Below are 20,624 nucleotides of genomic sequence, written 5' to 3'. Positions count from 1 at the left end.
GCGCCGAACCACGCCAGAAGCTGCGTGCAGGTCGGACCCGACTGAACGTGGGTAAAGTCCAGAACCCGCACGCCTTCGAGTGCCTTGCCCATGCCGTCTCTCCCTGTTGAGCCGCAGGCACACGGAGCCCGGCGGCGTGACCAATCCGTTCGTCATTGCAGCGAGCAGGAGTGGAGGGTGCGGGCCGCTGATTCCCGCATGCCTCTGAACGGCTACCGAAGCCAGCCCTTTATTTCCAATATTCGCTGATTACCTTTTTTCGTTCTTGCATATTGTTTTCCGCACTGTGTTGCGTATTCCTGGACAAAACCCTGCCTGACCAATTCGCAGAGTGCCGGCCTCACGGCGGCCGGCTTCAAGCTCGCCGCCTTCGTGATGGCCAGCAGCGAGACCGGAGGTGTCGTGGCCTCGGGACCCGGCATGGCACGCAACGTGTTGAGCATGGTCCAATTGACGGATGTCGGAGAGATCACACACGCCTCCCTTGGTGCGTTGGGGATCGCTGCCTTTCGCAGTCCGTATTGCAATCGGCTCTGGCATGCCAGATCCAATACGATCAGGCTAAAACCTCAAGCCCGCTTGAGGTCAAGAAGAAATTTGGGGCAGTGAATCGGCCCGATCGGGCTTGAGGCGCACCCTGTCTCCCGAAGTCCCTGTTTCGGCGTTGATGAGCAATTGGGCTCGAGCCGCACTCAAGCACCCTCGCGCAACGGTAAACGCCTTCCGCGCCAGCGTGGGCTAGGCGACCAGAGGACGCAGGAAGATGGAGAGAACTCCGCTTCGGAATAGGAAGGAAGACCGTTGTTCGCTGTTAGCAATGGCACTGAGGGAGAACCTGCATGGTTTCATCCGCATCGATGCCGCATATCGTCCTGCTGGGCGATTCGATCTTCGACAACTCCGTCTAAGCGGGAGGCGGACCGGACGTGACGGCACACCTTCGTTTGCGTCTGCCGTCGGGCTGGCGTGCGACTTTAAGAGCAGAAGACGGTGCTGTGACCAGCAGCGTCGCTCGGCAAGTCCAGCAATGTCCTCCTGGAGCGACGCATCTCATCGTGCTTGCCGATGGCAATCTGCACGATCCACGACGCGCGCTACCCCGAAAGCGAACCCAGATTATTGAGTAAAGAATAGCCACGCTACCGTGCCTACTGAAGCCAGCGCGGCCAGCGCGGCGCCGCTTCGCGTCATGACTCCCTGGCGATGCAGAAGCACAACCGTACCGATCAGCAGCGGCGAGACGATCAGCAGTCCGATTTGGGCTTCATTCATTGGCACTGTCGCTTCCGTCGGATCAGTTGGTGGTTCGGGCGCGATATGAATGCTGCGAGCGTGGAGAACGGGCAGCCTTGATCGTCGTCAAAAGCAGTTGGACTTCATCGGATTCGGCCGCACATCGGATAGTGGGCACGTGGGACCGCGGTATCGGCGCCGTCAGGTGATCGCGCCGAACAGAAGGCGCGCATGGCGCTGTGCATCCGCACCATCGGCCTCAGTCATGCGACGGTGAAGATCGGCATCGCCAATTTCAGCCAAAATCCGAAGTTCAGCCCCCAAAGAACGCCGCCTCCCCACCGGTGCGGCCCTTCCATCGGCCTCGACCCTCGTCCAAGGCCGGTTTATCGAGGTGTTCCATTGCGCGGATCGCGCCGAATATGCAGGGCCTCGATATGGGCCGCGAAAAGGCGCGCCGGCGCGAAGGCCTCTTCCAGAAGCGCCGCATCGGTGGGAAGACCGCCGACCGGAATGAGGATGTTCTTGATCATGAGGCCTCCCGAGCGCTTCATGCAAATAAAGACAAAGACTCGGAGATATTGCCCACTCGTCGCTGTGCTGCCGTATCCCCGCTAAGGGCGTTCCTTTCCGCCTTTGGCGTCAGGCCTTGCAAACCGTGCCATGACCCAATGACCGCTTCAACCATCGTTGTTCGGCAGACTTGGCCACGCCTTCTCCGAAGAGGGGTGACGCTCCTATTGAAACGGCCGCCCCGTCAAGTCGGCACCGATGGCGATCTGCCGAACTGCGGTTTCGATCAGGCGGTATCTCACCCCGCTCACCGTCGCCTCACGATACCAATTGATGAGGTCACCCCACGGATCAACGATTTTGGCGAGGCCGGAGATAAAGGCGACGACCGCTCCTGCGTCGATGATCCCTTGGACCACATACCAGCCGCCGATGCCGAGGACTGCCGCGACGCCAAGGTGGTTCATCAAATTCATCAGAAAATTCATCCCGAACTTCAGCGTGTAAATGCCCATGTTCAAGGTGAAGACGGCGTCAACCCGAGCGGTTTGCGCCCGGTCATCGGAACTGTCACTCCCAGCAGCCCCTCCAGCGGCCCCTCCAGCGGCCATGCCGCTGGTGATGCGGCGCAACGTTCGGATGCGCGTGGCGGCCCGGCGGTTGATCGCCCGCTGGATCAGCGGAACAAAGATCATCTGCGGCAGGAACAGCAGCGTGCTCGCCAACGCGAACTCCGGCCGCAGATAAGCCATGTAGCCGAGCACGCTGACCAGGATCCCACTTTGCAGCAGGGGTTCCGACAGGCTGATGCCGACGAAACTCCCGACCGGGTCCGCCTCCGACAAGACCAGTGCGATCGCCACACCACCTTGTTCATGCGAAGCGCTCGACTGTGAGGCATGGCCGCACAAGCCGAGAATTGTCATGCGCAGGTGCCTCACCGCCGTTTCGCTGACCCAGCCACGGTAGAGGTTCAGGATGAACTTGAGCACGCCTTCAAGAATGGCGATGCCGAGATAGACGACGGACAGCCCCACGATCGCCGAAAGCGATCCGGACGAAATGGCATCGTTGACGATGCGCCTCTGGATTTCAAGTGGCCACACGCTCAAAAGGAAGACCATGGCGGACAGGACCGACAGCCCGACTTGGTGTTTCCCGCTGTGGCGCCACACATAGCTGGCGATCGATGGCGGCAACGGCTCGGGCCGGCCTCCCCGCACCGCGGCTTCGTGCTGCACCGCGTGAATCATCGTATCGTCAGGCATCGTGCGCTCGGTGCTCGGACCGCCGGCTGGACGGTCCGTGCGGGAACTGGCCCGCTGCCATCGCCCCTCGTCGCGCCTGTCGTCCATACCAGCGATAAAACAAGCGCTTGATGCTCTCGGCCAAAATCAGGTAGGCAGCGACGGTCCCCGCCAGGAAGATGAAGTAACCCAATGGCAGGCTTACGAAGCCGAACAGCGGGCCGAGCGGGCTCAGCGGGATGAGTGCCGCAAGCAGGACCATCCCCACCGACAAGGCCGCCAGAAGTGGGTGCGGCCGACTGACCAGCGGCGACCGCCGCGTCCGGATGACGAAGATGATCAGCGCCTGGGTCGCCAGGGATTCCACGAACCAGCCGGTCTGGAAAAGCGCCTCCCCGGCACCGAATATGGTCAGCAGGGCATAAAAGGTCAGGAAATCGAACAGGGAGCTGACCGGCCCCAGGATGAGCATGAAGCGGCGGATCAGATCCATGTTCCAGCGGACCGGGCGGACGATGGTTTCCGGATCGACGCGGTCGAAGGGGATGCCGATCTCCGACGCGTCGTAGAGCAGGTTGTTCAGCAGCACCTGGATCGGAAGCATCGGCAGGAAGGGCAGGACCAGCGCGGCGCCCGCCATGCTCAACATGTTGCCGAAATTCGAACTGCTCCCCATCAGGATGTATTTGGTGACGTTCTCGACCGTACGGCGGCCTTCCAGCACGCCGCCATGAATCACCGACAGGTCGTGTTCCAGCAGGATCAGGCTCGCCGCGTCCTTGGCCACATCGGCGGCGCCGTCAACCGAGATGCCGACATCGGCGGCGTGCAGCGCCGCCGCGTCGTTGATGCCGTCGCCGAGAAAGCCCACAGCGTGCCCGCGTTGCTTCAGCGCCAGCAGCACGCGCTGCTTCTGCGGCGGCGACAGCCGGCAGAACACGTTCACTTTGGCGAGCCGCAAGCGGAGGGCCTCCTCGCTCATGGCGCGCAGCTCGTCGCCGGTGATCAGACCGGTCACGGGAATGCCCAGATCGCGGCAGACGTGCCGGGTCACGCGGTCGTTGTCACCGGTTAGGATCTTTACGGCGACCCCTGCCTTCGACAAGGCGTGCACGGCCGCCGCCGCGTCGGCCTTGGGCGGGTCGAGGAAGGCGGCGAAGCCGGCGAACACCAGTTCGGTCTCGTCCGTGACCCGCGCTTCCCGCTGGTCCGGCCCGACCATGCGCGAGGCGATGCCGAGCACCCGGAACCCGTCGTCGCTCAACTGTTCGAACAGGCGCTGGACGCGCGCCCTGGCCTCGGTGTCGAAGGCGCTCGGCCGCCCAGGCCCCGGCTCGTATTGGGTGGACAGGCGCAGGACATCCTCCGGCGCACCTTTGACGATCAGCAGGTGCTGTCCGCCGCGCTCCAGAAGGACGGAGACGCGCCGACGCTCGAAGTCGAAGGGCACCTCGTCGAGTTTGAGCCAATCGACGGCATCCGGCTGGCCATGCTCCAGGATGGCGTCGTCGAGCGGGCTGCGGATGCCGCTTTCGAAGCGGCTGTTGAGCCAGGCCAGCCGGAACACCCCGTCGCTGTCTTCTCCTTGGGCGTCGATGTGCCGGACCAGACGGATGCGCGCCTCGGTCAGGGTGCCGGTCTTGTCCGTGCACAGGACATCCATGGCTCCCAGATTGTGCAGCGCCGTCAGCCGCTTGACGATCACCTTGCGTTCGGCGAGACGCAGGGCGCCGCGGGCCAGAGTCACCGTCACGACCATCGGCAGCAATTCCGGCGTCAGCCCGACCGCCAGCGCGACCGCGAACATCAGCGATTCCAGCCAGGGCCTGTGGAACAGCACGTTCGCCAGCAGCACGAACAGCACCAGGAACACGGTCACACGCAGGATCAGCAGACCGAAATGGCGCACGCCGATCTCGAAATCGGTTGGCGGCGGCGGCGCCCTCAGGCTGTGCGCCATCGCGCCGAGCAGGGTGGCGCGTCCGGTCCGCAGGATCACCGCCCGTCCCGTGCCGCTGATGACCGACGTGCCCATGAACAGCATGTTGGTCGCCTCGCTGGGATCGGCGGCGTGCGGCAGGTTGGCCGCGTGCTTTTCGGTCGGATAGGGCTCGCCCGTCAGCAGCGACTGGTTTACGAAGAGGTCGCGCGCCTTGATCAGCCGGGCATCCGCCGGCACGAGATCGCCCGCGACCAGTTGCACGACGTCGCCCGGCACCAGCCGCTCGACCGGCAACTCGCGTTCCTGGCCATCGCGGAGGACTCTGGCCCGCAGCGCGACCGAGCGGCGCAGGTCCTCGATGGCGTTGTTGGCGCGGACCTCCTGGACGAAGTCGAGAACGACGCTGACGAACACGATGATCACGACGATGACGAAGCTGTAGAAGTCGCCGGCCATGGCCGAGAAGCCGCTGGCCAGAAGCAGGATGATCAGAAGAGGGTTGTGCAGGCGGTCGAGAAATTGGAGCCACACGGGTCTCCGCCGCACCGCCGAAAGATCATTGGAGCCGCAGCGGGTCAACCGCGCGTCCGCTTCGGCGCCGTTCAGCCCGCCCGCCGTGCTTCCGATCCCGGCGAGGAGGGAGTCCAGCGACTGGCTGGCCAGAGCGACGATGTCGGGATCGTTTTCCATGCCGCCCGTCTCCTTGCACGCTGCGTCCCGCTGCCTCACCCCGTCACTCGTAGCGCAGAGCTTCGATCGGCTGGAGGCGGGAAGCCTTGCGGGCCGGGTAGAAGCCGAAGAAGACACCGACCGCCGCAGCGAAGCCAACGGCCAGAAGGATGGCCGACAGGCTGAGTTCCGTCTGCCAGTGCGCCCAATGGCCGATGGTGAAGGAGGCCGCCGCGCCGGCGGCGATTCCGACCAGCCCGCCGGTCAGGGACAAGGTCAGCGCCTCGATCAGGAACTGGCTCAGGATGTCGCGGCTTCGCGCCCCGACGGCGAGGCGCAAGCCGATCTCCCGCGTGCGCTCCGTGACGCTGACCAGCATGATGTTCATGATGCCGATCCCGCCCACCACCAGCGACACCGAGGCCACCGCCGCCAGCAGCAGGGTCAGCACGCGCGACGACGCCTCCTGTGCCTGGGCGATTTCCGACAGGTTGCGGAGCCAGAAATCGTCGTCCTGCGCCGGCTGGAGATGGTGGCGCTGCCTCAGCAGGCCGTGGATCTGCACCTCGGCGGCGTGCATGTCGGCGCCGTCGCGCATCTTGATGAGGATGGCGCCCACCGCCCGCCGGTTCACCTCGCTGGCTCCCAGAACGCGGTTGCGCGCGGTGCTCAGCGGCATGACGATGGTGTCGTCCTGGTCCTGCCCCTGCATGCTCTGCCCCTTGCGGTCCAGCACGCCGACCACCGTGAAGGGCACCTTCTTGATGCGGATCATCTGACCGACGGGGTCGGCATTGCCGAACAGCGTGGTGGCCACCGTCTGGCCGAGCAGCGCCACTTTGGCGGCCCGGTCCAGCTCGGCCTGCTCGAAGGGCCGGCCCTGGACGACGCCCCAATCCCGCGCCGTCAGAAAGTCCGGGGTGGAGCCGACGATCACGGTCGACCAGTTCAGGTTGCCGTAGATGACCTGCGCGCTGCCGCGGACTCCCGGTGCGGCCACCAGGATTTCGGGAATGTCCCGTTCCAGAGCCTGCGCATCATCCTCGCTCAGCGTCATCTCGGTGCCGAAGCCGAGACGCACGCCGCCCGAGGTGATGGCGCCGGACACCACCACGATCAGGTTGGAGCCGAGGCTGTTGATCTGTTCGGCGATGCGGGCTTCCGCCCCGGCGCCGACCGCGATCATGGTGATCACCGATCCCACCCCGATGATGATTCCGAGCATCGTCAGCACGCTGCGCATCAGGTTGAGGCGCAGCGCGGCAAGCGCGATGCGGATCGACGACAGGAGGTTCATGCCGCTGCCTCCGCCGGGCGCCAGCCCGCCAGCACCTCGGAGGCCACGCGGGGCGCCGCCACCGGCCGATCGTCCATCAGCCGGCCGTCGCGAAAGCGCAGCGTGCGCCGGGCGAAGGCGGCGATGTCCGGTTCGTGCGTCACCAGAATAACCGTGATGCCGCGCGCGTTGAAGGTCTGGAACAGCGCCATGACCTCGACGCTGGTGCGCGAGTCGAGCGCGCCGGTCGGCTCGTCGGCGAGGATCAGCAGCGGGTCGTTGACCAGCGCGCGCGCAATGGCGACACGCTGCTGCTGGCCGCCCGAGAGTTGCGAGGGATGATGCCATGCCCGCTCGGCGAGACCGACCTCGGCCAGCCGGACCAAGGCACGACGGCGCCGTTCGGGTGCTGAAACTCCGGCGTACACGAGCGGCAGCTCGACATTCTCGACCGACGGCGTGCGCGGCAACAAATTGAAGCCCTGGAATACGAAACCGACCAAGCGATTGCGCACCACCGCCAGCTCATCGGGAGCAAGATGCGAGACGTCACGGCCGTCGAGGCGGTAGAGGCCACCGCTGGGGCTGTCGAGGCAGCCGAGCAGATTCATGAAGGTGGACTTGCCCGAACCGGATGGTCCCATGACGGCGACGAATTCGCCAGGGGCGATGCGAACCGACACGTCGTCGAGCGCACGCAACGGTACGTTGCCCAGCCGGTAATCCTTGCACAGATGCTCGGTCTCGATCAGCCAGTCTCCCATGGCTGGGCTCCCCGCTGTCTGAAGCGTCGGCGTCACATACGCGGTCCGGCGCCCATGGATGGAACGGCACCCGAAGCCGTGGACGGCGCCGTTTCGCCGAGCACGACGCGGTCTCCGACTTCCAGCTTTCCTTCGACGACCTCCACCATGCTGCCGTCGGAAACACCAAGCCGAAGAGGGCGGCGCTCCGGCTGCCCGGTGGCGTTCAGCACCCAGACCTCGCCCGTCTGCTGGGATGGCGGGCTGCTCGACGGGGCGGCCTTGGCCGGGTGATAGCGCAAGGCGGCGCTGGGAACCAGCAGCGCGTCGTCGCGGTGGTCGGTGACGATGCGGACGTTGGCGGTCAGACCGGGAAGGAGTGCGAGGTCGGGATTGGGCGCCGAGATGACCACGTCGTAGGTGACGACGTTCTGCACGACCTGCGGCGCCTTGCGGATCTGGATCACCGCCCCGGTGAAGCGGCGGCCGGGGAAAGCGTCCACGGTGAAGTGCACGTCCTGGCGCACCCGGACGGTCCCGACATCCGCCTCGTCCACGGAAACGTCCACCTGCATGGCCGTCAGATCCTGGGCGATGGTGAACAGCACCGGGGCCTGCAAGCTGGCCGCCACCGTCTGGCCGCGGTCGACGTTGCGCTGGATGACGGTGCCGTCCACCGGGGCGACGATGCGCGTGTGCTCCAGATTGATGCGCGCTCCCTGATACGCCGCCTGTTTCTGCTGCACCAACGCCGTCGCGCTCGCCACGTTGGCTTGGGCGAGGGTAAGCTGGGCCTCGCTGGAGCGAACGGTTGCCTGCTGGCCGATCTCCTGTGCGGTCAGAGCCTCGACCTCCGCCTGGGCGGCGGCGTTGGCGGATTTCGCACTGTCGCGGTCCGAGGCGGAGGCATTTCCGCGGTCGAAGAGCCGTTGCGTGCGTTCATAACTGCTCCTGGCGTTGAACAGGAGCGCTTGGGCCTTGCGCAGCTGAGCCTGTACGTTGCTCAGGGTGGCGCGCGCGGCCTCCAGGTCGGCGTTGGCGCGTATGACCGTGGCGCGCTGGGTCTCGATGCCCGCCTGGGCAACGGCGAGGTCGCCGACCGCCTGCGCCACCTGTGTCTCGAACAGCGCAGGATCGATGCGGGCGACGAGCTGACCGGTCTTCACCTCGGTGTTGAAGTCGGCGAGCAATTCGCTGATCTGTCCCGACACCTGCGACCCCACCTGCACGGTGACGACCGGGTTGACGGTGCCCGACGCGGTGGTCGACGCGGTAACCGCCCCACGGGCCACCGGGCCGGTGCGGTAAGCGGGCGCGGCGTTGCGGGTGCCAACAGCGTGAGAAAGCAGCATTGCGGCGGCCGTCAGCGCGAGCGCGAGCCCGAACAGCCAGCCGGGATGTCGGGCGACACGGCGTTCCGCTGGGATCTTTGATCGTCCAGGGCTCGGACCGTGGTCGGTCAACGGTCCGTGCTCGGTCAGCGGCAGCGTCATCGGCTGGCTCCGGAAGGACTGGGTCCACGCTCCGCACCATGGACTCCCGCAGCCTATCCGAGGGATGCCCCGGGACATTAACGTGCATCAAGATCAGCGCTCACGGATGGAGTTAACCCGCAAAAGGCGGCGCCCACAGGGACGCTTCGACCGAAAGAGGTCGGGCTCCGCCCGATCTCTGCGTCTTCACGATGCGCTGCCTTTACCTGGGTTAATGCCTCGACGCCGCCTTCACCCATGCTTGACGCTCGATACGCCGGGCAAGCGGGTGATTGGGCGGGGCGGACCTCCTGCAGCGGAGATCCCGCGCTCCGCGCCGGTCGCCTTGTTTCTCGGATCCAAGATAGGAGATTGATATGGCGATGTCCTTGCGCAACCTATCCGTCGTCGTGCTGGGCACCCTGGTCGCGGCGGGGTGCTCGGGGTTAAGCGCGGAAGACCGCAACCTTCTGATCCAGACGCAAGCCACCGCCAATGACGCCAAGGCGGAGGCGGCGCGGGCCGCCAGCGCCGCCCAGCAGTCGGCCGAACAGGCGCGCGCTGCGGCGGCGGACGCCAGGGCGGCGAACGAAAAGGCGGAACGCATGTTCAGCCGCACCCAGCGGAAGACCCGCTCTTAGGCGGACTGAGGCCGTAGGTGAGCGTGGGCGCTGCCATCCTGTTGCGTTCGATTGGAGGCGTTGTCACTGCCCTGGCGGCCCTGGCCTTTGCTCCGGTGCCGGTGGCGGCGGCCGACATCATTGGACCATTGCCATTCGGTATTCTCTTTGCGTCAGCGGACGACACGCTGGCCGACATCGCCATCGACAATGATCTCGGCTACACCGAGATCATCATGGCAAATCCAGCCATCGACCCGTGGCTGCCGGGCGACCGAACACTCGTGGTGCTGCCGATGGCGCATATCCTTCCATCCGGGGGGCGCAGCGGCATCGTGATCAATCTTGCGGAGCAGCGCCTGTATCACTTCGCGCGGGGGAAGCCGGCGGCCAGTTTTCCGGTGGGAATCGGTGCCGAGGCCGCCAACCTGCGGACCGGCTCCACCTACGTCCGGGCCAAGCGTGTCAACCCGCCCTGGATGCCTTCCATGCGCATGCGGGAGGAGGACCCGGACCTGCCGCCCTATGTCCCGCCGGGGCCGGACAACCCGCTGGGGCCCAAGGCACTGTACCTCGGCTGGACGGGAATCATCGTCCATGGGACCAACAAACCTTATGGTGTTGGGCGCCGCGTGAGCCACGGCTGCTTCCGCCTGCACAACCGGGATATCGGGCGCCTGTACGAGGAGGTCCCCATCGGCACTCAGATTCGTGTCGTGGACGAGCCGGTGAAGCTCGGCTGGGTCGGCGACAGCCTTTACATCGAGGTTCACCTGACGACCCAGCAAGCCGATGCCCTAGAGGAAACAGGGCGCTTCGACCCGCCCGACTTCCCGGATCTTGAGGCGATCGTTGCACGCGCCGCGGGTCGTGCCACGTCACGGGTGGATTGGGGCGCCGTCCACAAGGCGGTCGAAGAACAGCGCGGCATCCCGCGGCCCATCCTGCGTGAGCCGGCGGAGACTGAGCCGCTCCGAGTTTTCCGGAGGTTCCATGTTCTGAGAAGATGGGGTCATCATGACGAAACCGTCATCACCAAAATACGCCCCCGAGGTCCACGAGCGCGTGGTGCGGACGGCGTTCGCGTGAAGACGTCGCCACGGCGGCGTGATCCTTACATAACCGGCCTCCGACAAAGCCGGCGCGGTTTAAAGATCGCCGAGTCTGACACGGTTGGCAATGCAGGGCGGCGATAGCGCTGCGCAGGCGCCTTATCCTGCGTCTTTTTGTCCTGCGCCCTTCTGAGCCCTGTCAGCCATGTACCTCGTACGAAGAGTGGACTTCCTGAGCGCCCCAGCCATAGCATGCAGCTGATCATCGCAGAACCTTTTCAGCTTGCCGTCGGCTTCGGGCGGGCGGTCGTTTCTGCACAAGACGCTTTACCACTTGCACCAGCCCCGTGGCACAGGGAGGCCTGACATGGTCGACACTCCGTGCCGATTGCCCAGCCTAGCGGTCGGAGCAGTCATCGTTTCATCGATTGTTGCCGCGTCCGCGCACGCCGCGTCCGATGGACCAGGCAGCATCGGCTTCGGGCGCCACTTGGTCGAGGAGGTCTGCGGTGAGTGCCACCGCGTGTCGCAGCCGCCGATGGCTAAGCCACCCCCCATGCAGGAGGAGCTTGCTGCGCCTGACCTGGTGGAGCGAATGCGCGATCCAGGGATCACCGAAATGGCCCTGCGCAGTTACCTGCGGACATCCCACCCGGTCATGCCGAACATCCGTCTGTCCATGGAAGAAATTGACGATGTCGTTGCCTACCTGATGTCCCTAAAGGAAGGCTTGCAATGAAGACGGGCCTATGCGCGGGGGTGTTGATGACGTTCTTCGCCATGGCGGACGTGACACAGGCGGCGGACGCGGAAGCCGGCAAAAGCATCGCCGACCGTTGGTGCGCCGCCTGCCACCTGACCTCGGACAGCAATGCGGACAGCCGTGTCGTGCGCGGCACCGACGCGGTCCCGACATTGGCCAGCATCGCGCGCGATCCGAACCGCAGCCCGAACTGGTTGCGGCAATGGTTGACCTTTCCTCACCCGCCGATGCCCGACCTGAACCTTTCACGCTCGGAGATTGATGACGTTATCGCCTATCTGCAAGGGATGTCGCGCTAACGCGAGCCCAACCACTCCGCGCCGCCCGCCTGGATCGAGGTCGCAGGAGGCCGCCAATGTCCAGAACGATCGTGAAGCAGACCTTCACATGGAGGGCTGAGCATGAGAGCGATGATCCTGCCACAGCCGCGCGCATCGCTGATTCCCGCCTTGCTGCCGGACCCAGAGCCAGGACCGGGCCAAATCCTGATCGCCGTTCACGCCTGCGCGGTGTGCCGAACCGACCTGCACGTCATGGACGGCGAGTTGCCGCATCCCAAACTGCCACTTATTCCCGGCCATGAGATCATCGGGAGCGTCCTCGAAACCGGGCCGGGTGTGGAGCGCTTTCATCTTGGGGACCGCGTGGGCATCGCCTGGCTCGGCTGGAGCTGCGGCGAATGCGTCTATTGCCGCTCGGGACGCGAGAACCTGTGCGACCGCGCGCGCTACACCGGCTACCAGATCGACGGCGGCTACGCCGAGATGGCGGTCGCCGACGCTCGCTACGCCTTTCCTGTCAACCCATCCTACACGGACATCGAAGCGGCGCCGCTGATGTGCGCCGGCCTGATCGGCTACCGCGCCCTCCGGGCCGTCGGGGAGGTGAAACGCCTGGGTCTTTACGGCTTCAGGGCCGCTGCGCACATTGTCATCCAGCTTGCCCGGCACTGGGGTCAGCGGGTTTTCGCTTTCACGCGGACTGGGGATGAGGCTGCACAGGCCCTGGCCCGCGATCTTGGCGCGGCATGGGCCGGCGGGTCTGAAGAGCCCCCTCCGGAGCCTCTGGATGCCGCCATTCTCTTCGCCCCCGTCGGCGCGCTGGTGCCGGTGGCGCTGCGGGCGGTGGTGAAGGGGGGCACCGTCGTCTGCGCCGGCATCCACATGAGCGACATCCCCTCCTTCCCCTATGACATCCTATGGGGTGAGCGGGTGATCCGCTCCGTCGCCAACCTCACCCGCCGGGACGGGGAGGAGTTCCTGGCGCTTGCGCCCCGCATCCCCGTACGGACCCGCACAACGCCCTTTCCCCTCGCCCAGGCCAATGAAGCTGTGGAAGCGCTGCGCTGCGGGACCGTCACCGGAGCGGCGGTGCTGACCTTCTGAGGTGGCGTCCTTCCGCTGTGCGGTCGCTGATTGCATCAGGTGAAATTCAGAATTTCTCTCCTGGTCCTTGGCACGCAGCATTTAAATCGACGGGCGGAATCGATCGATAATTACTGATGTCAGAGTTATTTCGAAGCGGATCGACTGGAAGAGTCCATAACATGAATTATACGCGCCCCGGGCGATTCCAATAATGGCTTCCGTAAATCTTGTGGCAATTGACCGCAGCCCCGTGGATTGGTGAGTGGCAACGACACGTCCTGCTTGGCGAGTGGCTGAGGTGCCGTGGCGTCGTTCATCTCGGCCAGTTCAGTGAGCCGCATCCAATCGAGCACACGCAGGTGGCCTTTCGCGAAGGACAGCAGCCCAGCCGTACGCATCTCCTTGAGCGTCCGACAGACGTGGACCGGTGTCAGCCCTGTGGCATCGGCAATGAGGACCTGACTGATCGGCAACGTCACGTCCGAAATGTCCGGTGCGGTTCTTTGCCGTTGCCGATTGTAAAGGGCAAGGAGAAGCCGGGCAATCCGCTCTGCGGCGGTGCGGGTGCCGAGCCCGCCCAGGAGCCGCCAATCAGAGATCGTTTCGGCCGCGAGCAAGGATGCCATCCGCAAGGCAACGTTCGGCACCTGTTGGCAAAAGCGCATCAGGGAATGGCGTGGCATCGGACAGACGATCAGATCGGTGAGCGCTTCAACCGTGCAGGGCATATCACCGTCGGGGCCCCGCTCGAAACCGATCAGATTTCCCGGCATGACGAAACGCAGCACTTGGCGCCGCCCGTTCTCGTGCATCATGGACGCCAACGCCCAGCCACGGCGAACGATGTAGACCATCTCGTTTTCGTCACCTTCGACAAACAAACTGGCGCCGGCACGAATGGTGCGGACCGGACGTTTGATCGCCGCCCAGCTGGGCAACTGTTCATCCGCAACGCTTGCGCACAACCCGTCACGTCGCAGCGGGCACGCTTGGCAGTCTGATTGCATGACCGCCTCCTCAGCCTGGAATCAGTGCGGAAGGCTTGGCCGCTCCAACGGAAGCAGCTGAGCCTGGGCCATGGCGTCGAGAAAGGCGGACAGAATGACATGGGGCGCCACAGGACCTCCCGGCGCCTCCTGAGCTATTTTGAAAGCGTCGAACATTGCACAGGCGACCGCCAGCTTCGCGGCGATCCCGAGAGGCGTGCGTGCCGGCGTGCAGACGAGTGACCGCAACACGCTCTGGCAGTCCATCTCCGTTGTCCGGTCCGGCGCCTCGCTTGCAACGGACTGGACGCGGTCCAGTGCTTCGGTCTGTCCCACCTCTTGTACCCATTGAAAGAGAAACAGCAAATCCTGATCGCGATGCCTGCCGCTCGCCAGGGCCAAGGCAATTGCGTTCATGAGTTCGGCATGAAGATGCTCGACTTCTGCAAGGTCACCGGTTGGCATCATGGCCGCCTCCTGTGGCAATGCACGGGGTTAAGCTTGAGCACCGCCCTCATCAGGAAAAAGTGGCATCGAAAACTCGGTTGGAGCTGAAACACAGCCCCGGTTTTTCGCCGCCGATCTTTCAACGCTTGGGCTCATCACGGCAACAGTCCCTCATTGTGCCGCCGATTGACTTGATCTGGATCACCATCCGGCACGCCTATGCTAATGAGGCGGAAGATATCCGTAAAATAGGCCGACGACACCCCATCATGCCTTATCCATCATACTCAATTCGTTACGATAACAATGCCAAACATAATAAGATAAACTCTGACAAAACACATTCTTCATATTATCTCGAACCTTCATGACACAACAATGTTCCGGACCATGAAATCATTGCACACTTTGATAGAAAGAGTATAAGGAGTATATAACTTAAAATGCCGACAGCAACCTTTTGATGATCAAGAGGTTTGGCAATGCAGCTATTAACCAACATCTCGCCGCCCCCTCCACCTCCCATAGGTTTGGCACGTCGGAACATCAGCCGCCATCTTCTCAGTGTCGTGGTCACGGCCTTGGCGGCCATGGCTGCCATCGCCGTGAGCTTGGTCGCATGGAATCTGGCAACACAACGACGGTTTGCCGCCGCCGAGATGGCGATCACGGTCCGCGCCATCGCGGCGGCTCTCGATCAGCAACTGCTCGTCACCACCTCGGCCCTGGAGGGGCTTGCCGCGACGATGGTTGTCGATGGCGATCCGCAACGGCTTTATCGCGTTGCTCAGGCGGTCAAGGACAAGCATTCCCACTGGTCGCACGTAACGCTTCGCGATGCCGATGGAAGCGTGGTGTTCAGCACCAAAGTTCCGTACGGAACGACCGTGCCGACGGTTGCCGACGTCAATTCCGAACTGGCCGAGGCGATGTCCACCGGACAACCGCAGATTTCCGGACTGTTGTACGGGCCCATCGCCAACGAGCACGTCGGCGCAGTCCTGGTGCCCGTTCAGGTGAAGGATGGCAAACGTTACGCACTCATTGCAGCGGTGACGACCTCGAAATGGGAGACCCTCCTTCGAGAGCAGCCAATCCCCGACGGTTGGGTGGCTGGAATCATCGACCGAAACGGGGTCGTCGTCGCGCGAACGCGCGCTGCCGAACAGTTTGTCGGCAAACCAGCCCCTGGGTGGGTTCAGAGGGCGATCCAATCTTCTCCGACCGGGCAGGCGGCCGGCCCCGCTCTGGAGGGAGAGCCGTTGTCGCTCGTGTTCTCGCGTTCAAAGGTGTCGGGATGGACGGTCGCGTTCGCCGCGCCGGCCTCCGTGTTCGAGGAGCCTCTACGCCAATCGCTATGGTCGGCGGCGGCTGTCAGTGTCCTCGCGCTCGGCTGCGCCTCCCTCCTGGTGCTGCGCTACGCCCGTCGGCTGTCCAGGTCGGTGGCCGGGTTGGCGCAGGTTGCGGAGGCGCTGCAGACACCCGGAGCGGCGTTCCCGCCGCCGCCGCCGACCAACCTGGAGGAATTGGCCTCGGTCTACGACACGATGCGGAACACCAGCGTGCTCTTGCGCCGGGCGGAAGACCAGCGGGCTATGTCGATGCGTGAACTTCAGCACCGGGTCAAGAACGATCTCCAGGCGATTTTGAGTCTGCTTGCGTTGGAAAGCGGCCAAGCCAAGAGCGAAGAAACCATCCGCATCCTGGAAGAGCTTCAGGGGCGGGTCGAGGCGCTTCGCCTCGTCCATTCGCGCCTGTATGAGGCCAGCCAGGTCGGCGTCGTGGAGTTGGGAGACTATCTTCTGGAACTGTGCGCCAACGCCGTAGCCCTTCATGGACGCGGCCTTGCCGGCGGCATCGCGCTGCGAACCAGCGTCGACCATGCGTATGTCGACCACAACACCGCCGTCTCACTCGGGCTGATCGCCAACGAGTTCATCACCAACAGCGCCAAGCATGCGTTCCCACAGGGAAGCGGGACGATTACCCTCGCCTTGCTTGTGGCAAAGCCCGGCGAGATCCATCTGAGTCTGTCCGATAATGGCGTTGGCCTGCCGCCGGAGCGGGTACGGTCCTCCGGCCTCGAATTGATCACCATGCTGGCCGAGCAGGTTGGCGCGGAGTCGGCGTGGACAACCTCGCCGCAAACCAGTTTGCGGCTGACCCTTCACACCGGCGCCGCAGGACACACCGATTGAAGTCGGGGCTTGCTAACCTGGGTTAAGGTCCACGCTGCTCGATCCGGCCAAACTGGTGTCACACCCGTGACCAGAGAGGCCGTCATAATGATCACGATCGAAGACTGCATCGGGCTGAGTGGTTTGACCCGCGAGGAGATCGACGCCATCGCCGAGCATGAGCATTTGCCGGAGATCGTCGCTGCGGAACTCGGCTCCTACCTCGACCAGACCCCGGAGGGGCAACGCACCATCCGCCGCATGATCGAGGATGACATTGCCCATGCCGTGGCCTGCCGGGACATGAAGCGCGCCGGTGTCCTGAAGATCGTTCTGGCGCATTACGTCCGCCATCACGAGAACGAGCAAGCGGTGCGCAAGGGAGAGGGCGATGGTCACCACACGATCGCCTGACAAGGACGACTTGCGGGCCGCCACCCTGGCCTGCGCCCGCGCCACCGCCCGCCGAAGCCCCGCCTACAGCTTTCCCTATCTGCCGATCCGCGGCGAGTTGGCGGGGAGTTGGCGGGGAGTTGGCGGGGAGTTGATTGACCACCTCGTGCACGCTTGGCGGAGCCGGTTCCCGGCGTCTGCGCCGCTCCGGTCTTTATCCAGGTTAATGTCACGATCCTCATACGTGCCAATGCTGTCTCACGAAGCTCGTCGGGCGAAAACGCCCCTTCACACGACCAGGAGACGCGGCCATGTCCTACCGGGAAATTCTCGTCCAGTTCGATGATTGCCCGACCGGCGCGGCACGGGTCGAAGCGGCCATGCGCTTGGCGGAGCAGCACACGGCGCACCTGACCGGCCTCGTGCTCGACATTCAGCCGCGCATTCCCATGTCCATCGACGGTGGCGTTCCGCAATTCGTGACCGACGCGCTGAACCGGTCCGCGGCGGAGGAGACGGAGCGCACGGTCGCCATGATGGACGCCTTGCTCGACCGGCAGCGGTGCGTGGCGGAACGGCGGATCTGCAAGTGCGATGACACAGCGATCGACAGGGTCCTCGCCCTGAACGCCCGTTACGCGGACCTTCTCGTCCTCGGTCAGGCGCTGCCCGGCCATTCTGCGCTCGTCGGCCGGCTCGAGATCGAAACGGTGGTGATGTCCTGCGGGCGGCCGGTGCTGCTGGTTCCCCAAGCCGGCCTCCGTCCCACCATCGGGAAACGGATCGTGGTGGCCTGGGACGCGGGCCGGGCGGCGGCGCGCGCGGTCGCCGATGCCATGCCCATGCTGGAGAAGGCGACATCGGTCACGGTGCTGGTGGTCGATGCGGCATCCACGCCAAGCGGTCACGGCGCGTTGCCGGGGGCGGACATCGGCACCCTGTTGGCCCGCCACGGCGTGACGGTGGAGGTGGCCTCCCTGTCGTCGGAGGGCAGCGACGTGGCGGATGTGGCGTTGAACTGGATGTTCGACCACGATGCGGATCTGCTGGTCATGGGTGCCTATGGCCACTCCCGCGCCCGTGAATGGGTCCTCGGCGGAGCGACGCGCTCGATCCTCGACCGCATGACCGTCCCGGTGCTGATGTCCCACTGACGCTTCGGCGCCGGACATACCGATGCGGGCAAGACCGGGAGGTCATCATGGACATCAAGACGATCCTCGTGCCGTTCGCCCGGGATCTCCACACGAGCGCCGGCCTTTCGACGGCCATCGCGGTGGCGCGCCTGATGGGTGCGCGCCTCATCGGCCTCCATTGCCCGGCCGAGACCGCCCTGCCCTGGTACGTCGCGGCACCGGCCGCCATCCCACCGGTGCCCGATCCACCGGTGCCCGGTCGGCCCTCGGCCGAAGCGGAACAGAGCTTTATCGCCCGGTGCAACGCCGCCTGTCTGAAATGCGACTGGATCGCCGATCACGGCTTCCTGCCCGAGCGGCTGGCCTTCCACAGCCGTTACGCCGACCTGATCGTCGCCGGGCGCGGTGATGGAGATCCCGAAGGCAAGGGCGGACTGTCGCCGCGCGCGCTCGGCCAACTGGTGCTGAGCGCCAGCGCGCCGCTGCTGATCGTCCCGTCGGGGGCGGAGGAAACGTTCCAACTGCAACGCGTGCTTGTCGCGTGGAACGAGCGCCGCGAAGCCGGCCGCGCCTTGCATGGCGCGCTGCCGTTCCTGCGTCACGCCAAGGAAACCATCCTGCTCTCCGTGCACCCGCCGGGGTACGACGACGCGCCCGACCGCCGCGCCCTGGCCTATCTGGAGGCGCACCGCATCCACGCGGACGCGCGGATCAATTTCGCCGCCGAGTTCGAAGCACCCGGAGCGATTCTCGCCCAGGCTCGCGCAGTGGAGGCGGATCTCCTCGTCATGGGGGCTTACGGCCACGCCCGCGTGTTCGAACAAGCGTTGGGAGGCGCCACGCACCATGTGCTGGAAGCCGCCGATCGGCCGGTGTTGATGGTGCATTGAGCCGTGGCGGACCCGCACACCATCGCTGCGCCACAGGAAACGAGGGAAGCCCGCGTCCCGCTGGAGGCGAAGATCGCCTTTCTGCGCAAGCCCGACGCCTATCCGGATCGTCCAAGCCGGGTCGAGACCATCGAAACACACCTGTCGTGGGTCTTCCTGACCGAGCGGCACGCCTACAAGCTGAAGAAGCCGGCGCGTCTGCCCAATGTGGATTTCACGTCCCTCACCGCCCGGCGAAGCAACTGCTTGACCGAGATGCGGCTGAACCGCCGCTTGGCGCCCGATGTCTATCTCGGCGTGGTCGGTCTGCTCGCCCGTCCGGACGGCTCGTTCCGTCTCGGAGGACGCCCCGGTCCGCGGGACTTGGATGCGCGGGACTTGGATGCGCGGGATTTGGTGGCCGACTGGCTGGTGTGGATGGTGCGCCTGCCGCAGGAGCGGCGGTTGGACGAGCGCATCCGGGCCGGCGCCCTGACACCGGCCGACATCGAGCGGCTCGGCCTCGTCCTGACGGAGTTCTACGGCGGCGGCTTGGCGGAACCGATGTCGCCAGCCGACTATCAGCGGCGTTTCGAGGCGGACATCAGCCGCAATCTCGACGTGACGGTTCCCCGGGTGACCGGGCCGCTGGCCGAACGAGCCCGCGCCGCCGCCGCCGCGCAGGTCGCGTTTCTGTCGGAACACGGCCCACTGCTTCGGGCGCGGGCGGCGGAGGGGCGGATCGTCGAGGGGCATGGCGACCTGCGGCCCGAGCATGTCTTCCTCGACGGCACGCCCCGGATCATCGACTGCTTGGAGTTCAGCCGCGATCTGCGATTGCTTGATCCGGTGGACGAACTGGCTTATCTGGCGCTCGAATGCGAGCGGCTTGGCGCCCGACAGGTCGGCGACGCCATTCTCGACCTGTACCGCGCCTGGAGCGGCGACGCAGCCCACCGGCGGCTGATCGCCTTCTACCGCAGTTTCCGCGCCAGCCTGCGGGCGCGCCTCGCCGCCGGGCGGCTGGACGAGGCGGCGGGCGGGCGGCGCGGCGACTGGCTCGCCCGCATTGACGCCTATCTGCGCCTGGCCACCGCGCGCCCCATCGGTCAAGGATAGGAGCTTCCGACAATGGAGCGTAGATCCCTATGGTGCACGCTCGCGCTGTTGATCGCCATGACCGGCTTTGCTCCGGAACTGGCCTACGGCAAGGACCGGGTGGTGGGCTGGCGACTGGAACGCGATGGTGCGGGCTATTGCCTGCTCCTTTCGGAATACCGGATCGGCGGGCACCCGGAGATCGATGCCGCCATCGCAATGTCGGTCACCGGTGATTTCAGGACGTTCCGGCTGCATATCTTCCGCGCGGACTTCGACCTGTCCATCGGCGCCGTCTATGACGTCGTCGTCAGCATCGACCGGCGCTGGACCGGGCAAGGCATCGTCGAGGTTCCGGTGCCGGACATCTTCAACCTGGGCCTGCCGTTGACGCGCGACCTGCTCGATGCCCTGATGCGCGGATCGAGCCTGTCCGTCCACGGACGGCGCAGCACGGTGTCCATCCTGCTGAGCGGGACGAGCAAGGCCATTCCAGCCTTGCTCGACTGCGTGGCTGGACGGCCGGGACGGCCGGGCATCAACCCCTTCGAAGCGGAGACGGGTGCGGGCGACATGATGTGACGGCCGCCGAAACGCACCCGCATCGGGTTTCTGATGGTT

Annotated in this window: 21 protein-coding genes; 11 read left to right on the top strand and 10 right to left on the bottom strand. The window is 65.0% G+C overall.

Annotation, left to right across the window (positions count from 1 at the left end; translation table 11 throughout):
• The 8 genes from Q4I23_RS10015 to Q4I23_RS09980 all read right to left on the bottom strand — a co-directional run.
• Positions 1-92 (bottom strand): CoA transferase (locus Q4I23_RS10015; protein ID WP_407826005.1); only part of this gene is annotated, 92 nt, incomplete at its 3' end.
• Positions 93-1,116: 1,024 nt separating this feature from the next.
• Positions 1,117-1,272 (bottom strand): hypothetical protein, encoded by a 156-nt coding sequence (locus tag Q4I23_RS10010; protein WP_454019487.1) that lies wholly within the window; start codon positions 1,270-1,272, stop codon positions 1,117-1,119.
• Positions 1,273-1,619: 347 nt separating this feature from the next.
• Positions 1,620-1,766, bottom strand: coding sequence for a universal stress protein (locus Q4I23_RS10005; protein WP_498526134.1), 147 nt, complete (start codon positions 1,764-1,766; stop codon positions 1,620-1,622).
• Between the two features lie 204 nt (positions 1,767-1,970).
• Complete coding sequence (locus tag Q4I23_RS10000) at positions 1,971-3,014, bottom strand: ABC transporter transmembrane domain-containing protein (protein WP_498526133.1); 1,044 nt, start codon at positions 3,012-3,014, stop codon at positions 1,971-1,973.
• A complete protein-coding gene (gene mgtA / locus Q4I23_RS09995; protein ID WP_498526132.1) occupies positions 3,007-5,625 on the bottom strand; it encodes a magnesium-translocating P-type ATPase in 2,619 nt (872 codons plus the stop codon). The genes Q4I23_RS10000 and mgtA overlap by 8 nt, the downstream gene beginning before the upstream one ends.
• Before the next feature lie 43 nt (positions 5,626-5,668).
• Positions 5,669-6,901, bottom strand: coding sequence for an ABC transporter permease (locus Q4I23_RS09990; RefSeq protein ID WP_498526131.1), 1,233 nt, complete (start codon positions 6,899-6,901; stop codon positions 5,669-5,671).
• Positions 6,898-7,644 (bottom strand): ABC transporter ATP-binding protein, encoded by a 747-nt coding sequence (locus tag Q4I23_RS09985; protein WP_237907111.1) that lies wholly within the window; start codon positions 7,642-7,644, stop codon positions 6,898-6,900. Before Q4I23_RS09985 ends, Q4I23_RS09990 begins: the two co-directional genes overlap by 4 nt.
• Before the next feature lie 32 nt (positions 7,645-7,676).
• Positions 7,677-9,116, bottom strand: coding sequence for an efflux RND transporter periplasmic adaptor subunit (locus Q4I23_RS09980; RefSeq protein ID WP_498526130.1), 1,440 nt, complete (start codon positions 9,114-9,116; stop codon positions 7,677-7,679).
• A 356-nt stretch (positions 9,117-9,472) separates the two neighbouring features.
• Between Q4I23_RS09980 and Q4I23_RS09975 the strand changes: the two genes are divergently transcribed.
• The 5 genes from Q4I23_RS09975 (at position 9,473) to Q4I23_RS09955 (ending at position 12,915) form a co-directional block, all read left to right on the top strand.
• On the top strand, positions 9,473-9,736 hold the full coding sequence (locus tag Q4I23_RS09975; protein WP_498526129.1) for an alanine-zipper protein: 264 nt from the start codon (positions 9,473-9,475) through the stop codon (positions 9,734-9,736).
• 23 nt (positions 9,737-9,759) lie between these two features.
• The gene (locus Q4I23_RS09970) at positions 9,760-10,911 is read left to right on the top strand and encodes a L,D-transpeptidase family protein (protein WP_498526128.1); all 1,152 of its coding nucleotides are present in this window, start codon (positions 9,760-9,762) and stop codon (positions 10,909-10,911) included.
• Between the two features lie 223 nt (positions 10,912-11,134).
• The gene (locus Q4I23_RS09965; protein WP_454019495.1) at positions 11,135-11,506 is read left to right on the top strand and encodes a c-type cytochrome; all 372 of its coding nucleotides are present in this window, start codon (positions 11,135-11,137) and stop codon (positions 11,504-11,506) included.
• 26 nt (positions 11,507-11,532) lie between these two features.
• Positions 11,533-11,829: a c-type cytochrome gene (locus tag Q4I23_RS09960; protein WP_498526127.1), complete on the top strand. Its 297-nt coding sequence runs from the start codon at positions 11,533-11,535 to the stop codon at positions 11,827-11,829.
• Positions 11,830-11,931: 102 nt separating this feature from the next.
• Positions 11,932-12,915 (top strand): zinc-dependent alcohol dehydrogenase family protein, encoded by a 984-nt coding sequence (locus Q4I23_RS09955; RefSeq protein WP_498526126.1) that lies wholly within the window; start codon positions 11,932-11,934, stop codon positions 12,913-12,915.
• 125 nt (positions 12,916-13,040) lie between these two features.
• Here Q4I23_RS09955 and Q4I23_RS09950 read toward each other — a convergent pair whose 3' ends face one another.
• Both Q4I23_RS09950 and Q4I23_RS09945 read right to left on the bottom strand, forming a co-directional pair.
• The gene (locus Q4I23_RS09950; RefSeq protein ID WP_498526125.1) at positions 13,041-13,904 is read right to left on the bottom strand and encodes a Crp/Fnr family transcriptional regulator; all 864 of its coding nucleotides are present in this window, start codon (positions 13,902-13,904) and stop codon (positions 13,041-13,043) included.
• A gap of 21 nt (positions 13,905-13,925) precedes the next feature.
• Positions 13,926-14,351: a hypothetical protein gene (locus Q4I23_RS09945; RefSeq protein WP_498526124.1), complete on the bottom strand. Its 426-nt coding sequence runs from the start codon at positions 14,349-14,351 to the stop codon at positions 13,926-13,928.
• A 569-nt stretch (positions 14,352-14,920) separates the two neighbouring features.
• Between Q4I23_RS09945 and Q4I23_RS09940 the strand changes: the two genes are divergently transcribed.
• From Q4I23_RS09940 to Q4I23_RS09915, 6 genes are all read left to right on the top strand, one after another.
• Complete coding sequence (locus tag Q4I23_RS09940) at positions 14,921-16,528, top strand: sensor histidine kinase (RefSeq protein ID WP_454019500.1); 1,608 nt, start codon at positions 14,921-14,923, stop codon at positions 16,526-16,528.
• Positions 16,529-16,615: 87 nt separating this feature from the next.
• The gene (locus Q4I23_RS09935) at positions 16,616-16,921 is read left to right on the top strand and encodes a hypothetical protein (RefSeq protein ID WP_237907186.1); all 306 of its coding nucleotides are present in this window, start codon (positions 16,616-16,618) and stop codon (positions 16,919-16,921) included.
• Between the two features lie 290 nt (positions 16,922-17,211).
• On the top strand, positions 17,212-18,054 hold the full coding sequence (locus tag Q4I23_RS09930; RefSeq protein ID WP_498526123.1) for a universal stress protein: 843 nt from the start codon (positions 17,212-17,214) through the stop codon (positions 18,052-18,054).
• Positions 18,055-18,101: 47 nt separating this feature from the next.
• Entirely contained in the window at positions 18,102-18,926 is an 825-nt protein-coding gene (locus tag Q4I23_RS09925; RefSeq protein WP_498526122.1) for a universal stress protein, read from the top strand.
• Positions 18,927-18,929: 3 nt separating this feature from the next.
• Positions 18,930-20,024 carry a hypothetical protein gene (locus tag Q4I23_RS09920; RefSeq protein WP_498526121.1) on the top strand — a complete coding sequence of 365 codons (1,095 nt, stop codon included), beginning with the start codon at positions 18,930-18,932 and terminating at the stop codon, positions 20,022-20,024.
• A gap of 12 nt (positions 20,025-20,036) precedes the next feature.
• Positions 20,037-20,585 carry a hypothetical protein gene (locus tag Q4I23_RS09915; RefSeq protein ID WP_454019505.1) on the top strand — a complete coding sequence of 183 codons (549 nt, stop codon included), beginning with the start codon at positions 20,037-20,039 and terminating at the stop codon, positions 20,583-20,585.
• The last annotated feature ends 39 nt before the right edge of the window (positions 20,586-20,624 follow it).

This window comes from Azospirillum sp. UFLA03-27 (genome assembly GCF_059803775.1).
The sequence above is the reverse complement of the archived record's forward strand: the minus strand, read 5'-3'. Positions and strand labels throughout refer to the sequence as shown.